Consider the following 7,334-nt stretch of genomic DNA (forward strand, 5'->3'; position numbering starts at 1 on the left):
TGCCGGACTAATTTCGATTTGTGGAACAAAGCCCATCTGCCTGGACCAGATACGGTGCTTGCGGGTCATCAAGTGGCCCCCAAGTCCGGCGACATCCTGACCAGCGCCGTTTGGAAGATCTTGAATACGAGTCTGCCCATCGGCGACAGTGGTGACGAGCTATTGCGTCGCTTGCATTTCGGCGTACAGCGGGCAATCTTCGAACCTCGTTCGTTGACATACGGGCGCTATGTCAGGCTCAGGCGATCCGCTCCGAACTTGCCATAGAAGCTTCTCGAATGTCAGGCGGACTTGGATGCGGTTGCTGCTACGGTTGTGTTGCTGCGGGAAGCCCACGCAGAAGGGAATCGAGGGCGCGCATTTGAGATTGGACGATCGTTGCATGCCACCTTGCTGATGACAGCACGGGAAATCAAAAGGAAAGAAGAGGAAGACATAGCGAGACTCCAGGTTGAAAGACAAATGCGGGAGAGCACCTCGATCACGAAGTGGGCCTCCCGGGCTTTTGTCCCGCCGTGGAGCCTGCAGTGGTATGGGCCGCTGCTGGCCGACTGCTCTCGGACCAGACACCGCCTGAAAATCAAGCAGCCGGAACCCTAGCGGTCATTTGTAGAAGCAATCCAGTGTGGCTGCCCCCGCGCTAGAGCTACATGCAAATTCAATGCCAGACTCTTAAAAAAGTGGGTTTTCTCTGGAGAAATAGGCCCTCGCCATTAGGACACTGGGTCTTCCACGCACCGTCGCTGCGCGGCTAGGGGCACGCCCGTGGTGCGTCGGTGCCATCACGGTGCGCTATCGCGGCACTCGCTATGCTTTAAATAGCTGCTTGTGCAGTTAGCACCTGCGCGAAAACCACTTTTTATGCCGAATCCATCAGCAACGCCGCCAGCGCCGCCGCAATCGGCAGCCCGCTCTCCGCCTCAAAGTAACTGAACGCGGGCATGGGGTTCACCTCGAAGCACACGTACTGGCCGTCGGGGCGCAAGCGCAAGTCAATACCGCTCAGCGGCAGGCCCATGGCCTGGGACATGGCGACGCATTGGGCGGCCACGGCGGGGGGCAGTGTGGTGGCGACCACCTGGGGGGCGGCACCGCTGCGGTGGGCATAGCGGTAGTCGGTGGCGGTGCAGGTAATTTCGGCCGCCAAGACCTGCTGGCCCACCACGTGCACGCGCACATCCACGCCCGGCACATGGGCCTGGAACTGCGTCGGCAGCTGGGCCAGGCGGTGCATACGCGACAGCCAGGTGTCGTCCAGCTCGGTGACGATGGAGCGGATGCCGCTGATCGACTTGAACACCACCCGGCCATGGGTGCGGCGAAAAGCGCGGACTTCGGCCTCGTCGGAAGTGACCAGGGTGGGGGGCACCAAAAACCCGGCCTCGCCAATCCATTGCGCCTGCAGCGGCTTGGATGCATTGGCCTGCATGGCCGCCGGGCGGCTGACGACCCGCGCCGGGGCCACATCCAGCCACTCCACCAGTTGCCGGTGCAGGGCCAGGGCGTGCTTTTGGGCGGGCTCGGGCTGGTCGGCCACGGCGGGCTCCAGCGGGCGGGCGTAGACGGCGCGGATGTCGGCCAGCGCGGTGCAGGCACCCGCCACCACCAGCTCGCCCGCCATGCCCTGCGGGCCTACCTGCAGCTGCAGCGTGGCCTGGGCCAGCGCAGCAATATCGAGGAACTGGACCTGCGCGCCCGCGGTGTGCAATGCGGCCAACAGGCGTTCGATGGGAGGGTCATCGCCGTGGCCGTAGACGAGGATCATGCGGGCTCTTCCAGCAGCATGCGCTCGGCCAGATCGGCCAGGCAACGGGCCACCGCGTCAATGTCTTCCAGGTCGCTCAGCGCCGGGTGGGGGCTCACGTCGACCAATACGGTGCCCCCAGCACCACGGTGGAACCGAAACTCCAGCAGGGTGAAGCCCAGGTTTTGCGCCGTGGCCACACAGGCCACGCCCAGCCGTCCGGCCAGGATGCCAGTGGTCAGCGTGCCCGCCACCAGCACGGTGGCATCCCAGGGTTCGGCCACGGTGTCGGCATGCCGCGGTGCCACCGGCAGGCCGCAGCGGGCAGCGGCGCTGGCCCAATGCAACAGCGGTAGTTGGGGTACCAACCAAGGCTGGCTGCGCAGCGGCTGGACCACGCAGTCGCCACAGGCAGCCAGCCAACTCAGCACCAGGGCCTGCAGCTCCATGGCGGCGTAGTCGCGGTCTTTGGCGTGGGCCTGGCTGAACTGCGGCACGGGCAGGTGCTGGATACGGTTGAACACGGCGCGGATCTGGGCGCTGTGTAGCGCCGGGCGGCCCGGCAGCACCAGCCGGGTGTGGGCGCAGCCATGTTCGTCTACGGTGTGTGACCAGGTGGCCAGGCTCAGGCTTTCGGGGCGCACGGCCCAGACCTCGATCGCTGAACCACTGAGCAGAGTGCGCACCGAGGCGGTCACCGAGGCGGCACCGGCATCGCTGGCATGGGCCAGCACCAAGACCACGCCGGGTGCGAACCCTGCGCCGGGGTGCTCAGAGTGCACCGTCATCGGGATATTCATCGTTATTGTCATCGGGGTATTCATCGGGATATTTATCGGGGCAGAGGCGCATCAAACGCCCGCTTGGCCTCGCGGTCACCGCCTTCCATGCGCTGCTGCAGGTCGGTGCTGTCGTCGTAGACCGGGCCGCCATCCAGGTCGGGGCGCAGACTGGCATCGATAAAGGGCTGGGCCGTGCCCCGGGCTGCCGCACCTTCGCCAGTGTTGCCGACACCGGCAAATGCCCGGGCACCAACCGTGGCCTCCAGCATTTGCAGGCGGGCTTCCAGGTCGGACAGCACGGTGTCCAGATGGCCGGGGTCGGCCACCGGAGCGGCGCGTACGATGCGGTGCTCCAGCATGTCTTTGCGGTCTTTGACGATTTCCTTGGCCACTTCTTTGGCAGTTTCCTTGGCGGTTTCTTTGCGAAGTTCTTTGGCAACTTCTTTTTGGATTTCCTTGACCTCTTTGGTGGCTTCCTTGGTCAGTTCCTTACCTTCTTTGCGCTGGTCTTTGCGCTCCTTCACCAACGACTTGACGCTGCAACGCACACCCAGCGTGGCCGTCATGGTGGGGCCGGAGGCAGAAATGGCGGTGACCGACACGCAGGTATTCACCCCCGCGTACGACTTGGAGTTGGGTGTGGTGGTGGCGCTGAAAGCGGTCTTGGCCGCGCCACCGGGGAAGGGGTCGCCGCTGTCGCCCTGGTCGCCAAACGTGCCCACAGCGTGGGTGGCATCCAGCTCGCGCAAGCCGTCGGCCTGCACCAGTGCCACCTTGTAGTGGCTCTCGTCGCTGTTGCCAGCTTGGGTTTCATCGATGTGCCAGACCAGCAGGCCCGCGCCGGGCAGTTGGGCGTCAAAGCCGCTGCGCTGCCGGTTCTCCAGCAAGAAATACTCGCTGCCGCCCGCGCCGTTCTTCCACAGGCGGTGCACGGTGTGGCTGGTCTTGACATCGGGCAGCGACACCGTGCCGCTGGTGGTGACATTGCTGGTGCCGACCCAGCCCTGGTTGACCTTGCACCAGGCCGAGGGGTGGGCGGGAATGTCGCCGCCCCCGTTCCACGAGCCGCCCGACATCAGGCACCAGTCGCCAATGCCCTCGGAGCTGCCGTCGGTGTCGTACAAATCGGGAAAACCAAACAGCAAATGCCCCAGTTCGTGCGCGCACACGCCCAGTTTGGCATCTTCGGGCACGGTGAGGTAGGCGTAGATTTGCTTGCCGTCGGCGGGCATGGCTGCGGGCAGCACGTGCTTGTGCGACCAGATGTCGCCCGCATGGCCGGTCTGCTCGCCGCCGCGCCCGGCGTGCACCACGATGAAAGCATCCACAAAGCCGTTGCCATCGTTGTCATACAGGCCAAAGTTGACCACCCGGTTGGCCGCCACCGCCGCATCCTTGGCCATGATGTTGGCCCGGAAAGCGCCGCCGCCCCGGGCGATGCCGAAGTTGTTATTGGCATACCAGGCCAGGGTTTGCGGCAGGGTGTAGGGGCCCACCACCTCGCCCACGATGTCTACCAGCCCACCCGTCACTTCCTGGTAATACTCTTTCACGCTGCCATGGGGCACCACGCCGGTCGAGAAAAACAGATCCCGGTAATGCTCCGCCGTTTGCGCCATGGCCTTGTCGCTGAACTGCGCCAGCACCACGATGACCCGCAACGGGCCGCGCAAGGGCGCACGGTCGGCCGCCGCGCCGCGGATGGCCGATTTGGGCGTACCTTCGGGAAACTGGTCGGGCGGGAAGATCACACCATCGTTAAAGCCCAGCCGCATGGGGCTGCGCGCCAGGGTCAGGGCGCTGGCCAGCTCGGGGCTGACGGTGCTGCGGGCCTGGGCCAGCTCGGCTTTGAGCCTGGCCTTGAGTTCGGGGCTGGGAGCGACGGCGCAAAAATCACGCCACTGGGCGCGCACGCTACCCGCTGCGGGGGCATCGCAGACACAGTGGTTTCGGTATAGGGGCATGGCATCTCCTGGCGTTGCTCTGAAATGAGTATCAACGTACGGTAGACGCTACCTGGGGTCTCTACACCTTGGTCATCCCCCATTTGGGGGAAAAACCCTAGGTTGAAAACTTACCAAACATCCGAGCGCATCTGCAGTTCCCAGGCTCCGCCGCGCGCCCGGTAGATACCAATGACTCCGTAGCGCAGCTCGCCTTTGGCATACCATTTCATGGAGCCGGTGACCGGGGCGTAGCCGTCGATCTTGCGCAGCTGTTCCACGATATCGGCCGGTTTGCCCGACTTGGTGCGGCGGATGGCCGCCGCCAGCACGTAGGTAGCGTCGTAGGTGTAGTGCCCCGCGTAGGCCGGTTCAATTTTGAACTTGGCCCGGTACTTGTCCAAAAATGCTGGCCCCGCCGAGAACTCGCGCGCTTCCTGGATCGGCGAAGTGGTGAACAGGCCCTGCTCCGCGCCCGCCCCACCGCCCTTGAGCATCAGCGTGGTCTTGCTGGTGTCGCCGCCCAGCAAGGCGATCTGGGTGTAGTTGATTTTCTTCAGCGACTCCAACAGCGCCAGCATCTGGAAGTCGCTGAGCGTGGACACCACGATTTCGGTACCGGCGGCTTTGAGCTTGTCGGCCAGGTCGTCAAAGGCGGTGGTTTTGTCGTCAAACGACTGGGTCAGCACAATCTCTTTCTTGGCGGCCAACAGTTGGGCCGCCGCACCTGCCGCCAAGTCTTTGCCGTAGGGTGTGCCGTCGTCCAGCACGGCGTATTTGCTGCCTTTGAACTGCGCCGCGGAATAGCTACCCATGGCCTTGGCCTGCATGGTGTCGTTGGCTACCAGCCGGAACGTCGTGGGCAGACCCAGCGCAGTGAACTTGGGGTTGGTCGAAATCGCCATCTGCGCAATGCTTTTGGCAGCATAGATAGGGGCAGAGGCAATGCTCACGCCTGAATTCAGATCGCCAATCACCGCCACCACACCCGCGTCTACCAGTTGGTGGGCGACTTCTTTGCCGGTCTCGACATTGGCCCGGTCGTCTACCGCCACGATCTCCAGGGTGACCGCATGACCATTGACCTTGAAGCCCTCTTTGTTGATTTCTTCCACCGCCAGCGTGACCCCGTTGAGCAGATCCTGCCCCAGCGGGGCCAGGTTACCGGTCAGCGGCTGGGCCACACCGATCTTGATCGTCGCCGGTGGGCTGTCGCAGCCTTGCAGCAGCAGAGCACACGCCAGGCCGACCCAGGCACCCACACCACCAAATATTCGCTTTCGCATCGGGAGAACTCCAGTCATCAGGGTTGAATTGCATCCAAACGTAACACAAGCACGCTTTACGCCAGGTCCCACGTTGCTGAGCGCTGCAACAATATGGGACATGACGACCCCCCCTGCCTTACCCCAGGCCGCACTGCTCAAGCGCTTCGCCACCTACGCGACCAGGCTGGCGGTCGGTTTGCGTACCCTGATTGCGGCCCACGGCCTGGGCTGGACAGTCACCCAGCTGGGTGCCCGCATGGAGCTGCAATTCACCGCCCAGCCGCCGCGCAACGCTGCCGAAGTCCACGCCAGCAGCCAGCCCGCGCTGGATGCCCTACTGCACCTGTTCATGCTGAACCGGGGTGTACTGCTGACCCCGTTCCACACCATGCTACTGGTGTCGCCCGCCACCACGCAGGCAGATGTGCAGCGCCCGCTGGACGGGTTTGGCGCATTTCTGGCGGTCTGAAATTTCAAGCTTTTTAGGCCACTGGCGCAGGTAGCACCTGCGCTAGCAGCTATTAAAACCATAACACCATGTTCCACCCTTCTCCTCTCGTCGCCCGCCTGTGTCTGGCCGCTGGCATGGCCCTGGTCGGCGTGTATGTGGCACTGAGCAAGCCGCTGGTGGTGGCGCTGCCGGTGTTTTTGCTGGCCTGGCTGCGTTTTGGCATTGCGGCTATCGCCATGCTGCCCTGGCTGAAAAAACCACTCTCCGAAGGCCCCTTATCCGCCCACACCCGCTGGCTGGTGTTTCTGGAGTCCTTTTTGGGCAACTTCTTGTTTTCGATCTGCATGCTGTACGGCGTGAGCATGACCACCGCCGTCTCCGCGGGCGTGATTCTGGCGGCGATTCCGGCCACGGTGGCGCTGTTCAGTTGGTTGCTGCTGCGCGAACGCATCACGCTGCGGATCTGGGCCGCCATCGCCTTTGGCGTGTTGGGCATCGCTTTGCTGGCACTATCGAAATCAGAGCACCTTGCGCACGCAATACCTGCGCCAGAGGCCGATTTGGCATCAAAGCACCAGCTGTGGGGCAATCTGCTGGTGTTTGGCGCGGTGCTATGCGAGGCGGCCTACGCGGTGATTGGCAAAAAGCTCACCGGCAGCCTGGGGCCCAAACGCATCAGCGCGCTGATCAACCTCTGGGGGCTGGTGCTGATGACGCCCATGGGCTTGTACCTGGCGCTGTCGTTCCCGTTTGCCAGCGTGCACCCCGGCATTTGGCTGCTGCTGGTCTTCTACGCCATGGCCGCCAGCATCGGCACGGTGTGGCTGTGGATGACCGGCCTGCGCGTGGTGCCTGCCGCCCAAGCCGGCGTCTACAGCGTTCTGCTGCCCATTGCAACCGCACTGACCGGCGTGCTGGTGCTGGGAGAGTCGCTGGGTGCCATGCAACTATTGGCATTTGGCGTGGCGCTGCTAAGTGTGGTCTTGGCTACGTTGACCTAAGCTTGGCGGCTACAGACGGTCCGCAATGGTGTGCGCATTGCGCGCTAAAACCACAGGAGCTAAAGCTGCACCAGAATTAGACTTGGCTCAACCCGCGCCATGCCAGGGTCCCATGGCACCTCCCAGGCCCTTTTGCAGCAAGGGC

At 63.6% G+C, this 7,334-nt stretch carries 7 protein-coding genes and 1 riboswitch; of the genes, 3 read left to right on the top strand and 4 right to left on the bottom strand.

All coding sequences use genetic code 11. From position 1 onward, the window contains the following. The coding region (locus tag ABI213_RS23490; protein WP_348028915.1) for a hypothetical protein at positions 1 to 267 on the top strand (267 nt) is incomplete at its 5' end. A 225-nt stretch (positions 268 to 492) separates the two neighbouring features. Then, positions 493 to 611, bottom strand: a riboswitch (guanidine-I (ykkC/yxkD leader). Positions 612 to 859: 248 nt separating this feature from the next. On the opposite strand, the gene ABI213_RS23495 is transcribed toward ABI213_RS23490, so the two are convergent. The 4 genes from ABI213_RS23495 to ABI213_RS23510 form a co-directional block, all read right to left on the bottom strand. Further along, positions 860 to 1,765, bottom strand: coding sequence for a hypothetical protein (locus ABI213_RS23495; protein ID WP_348005815.1), 906 nt, complete (start codon positions 1,763 to 1,765; stop codon positions 860 to 862). Then, positions 1,762 to 2,544, bottom strand: a complete 783-nt coding sequence (locus ABI213_RS23500) for a hypothetical protein (protein WP_348028917.1) — start codon at positions 2,542 to 2,544, stop codon at positions 1,762 to 1,764. Before ABI213_RS23500 ends, ABI213_RS23495 begins: the two co-directional genes overlap by 4 nt. Before the next feature lie 32 nt (positions 2,545 to 2,576). Next, the gene (locus ABI213_RS23505) at positions 2,577 to 4,490 is read right to left on the bottom strand and encodes a M6 family metalloprotease domain-containing protein (protein WP_348028919.1); all 1,914 of its coding nucleotides are present in this window, start codon (positions 4,488 to 4,490) and stop codon (positions 2,577 to 2,579) included. 110 nt (positions 4,491 to 4,600) lie between these two features. Next, positions 4,601 to 5,755 carry a branched-chain amino acid ABC transporter substrate-binding protein gene (locus tag ABI213_RS23510; protein WP_348028921.1) on the bottom strand — a complete coding sequence of 385 codons (1,155 nt, stop codon included), beginning with the start codon at positions 5,753 to 5,755 and terminating at the stop codon, positions 4,601 to 4,603. Between the two features lie 100 nt (positions 5,756 to 5,855). Between ABI213_RS23510 and ABI213_RS23515 the strand changes: the two genes are divergently transcribed. Both ABI213_RS23515 and ABI213_RS23520 read left to right on the top strand, forming a co-directional pair. Then, positions 5,856 to 6,206, top strand: a complete 351-nt coding sequence (locus ABI213_RS23515) for a hypothetical protein (protein ID WP_348005810.1) — start codon at positions 5,856 to 5,858, stop codon at positions 6,204 to 6,206. 68 nt (positions 6,207 to 6,274) lie between these two features. Next, positions 6,275 to 7,189, top strand: a complete 915-nt coding sequence (locus tag ABI213_RS23520; RefSeq protein ID WP_348005809.1) for a DMT family transporter — start codon at positions 6,275 to 6,277, stop codon at positions 7,187 to 7,189. Positions 7,190 to 7,334 lie beyond the last annotated feature (145 nt).

This window comes from Rhodoferax sp., from assembly GCF_039922535.1.
In the GTDB taxonomy this organism is placed as follows: Bacteria; Pseudomonadota; Gammaproteobacteria; order Burkholderiales; family Burkholderiaceae_C; genus Rhodoferax_B.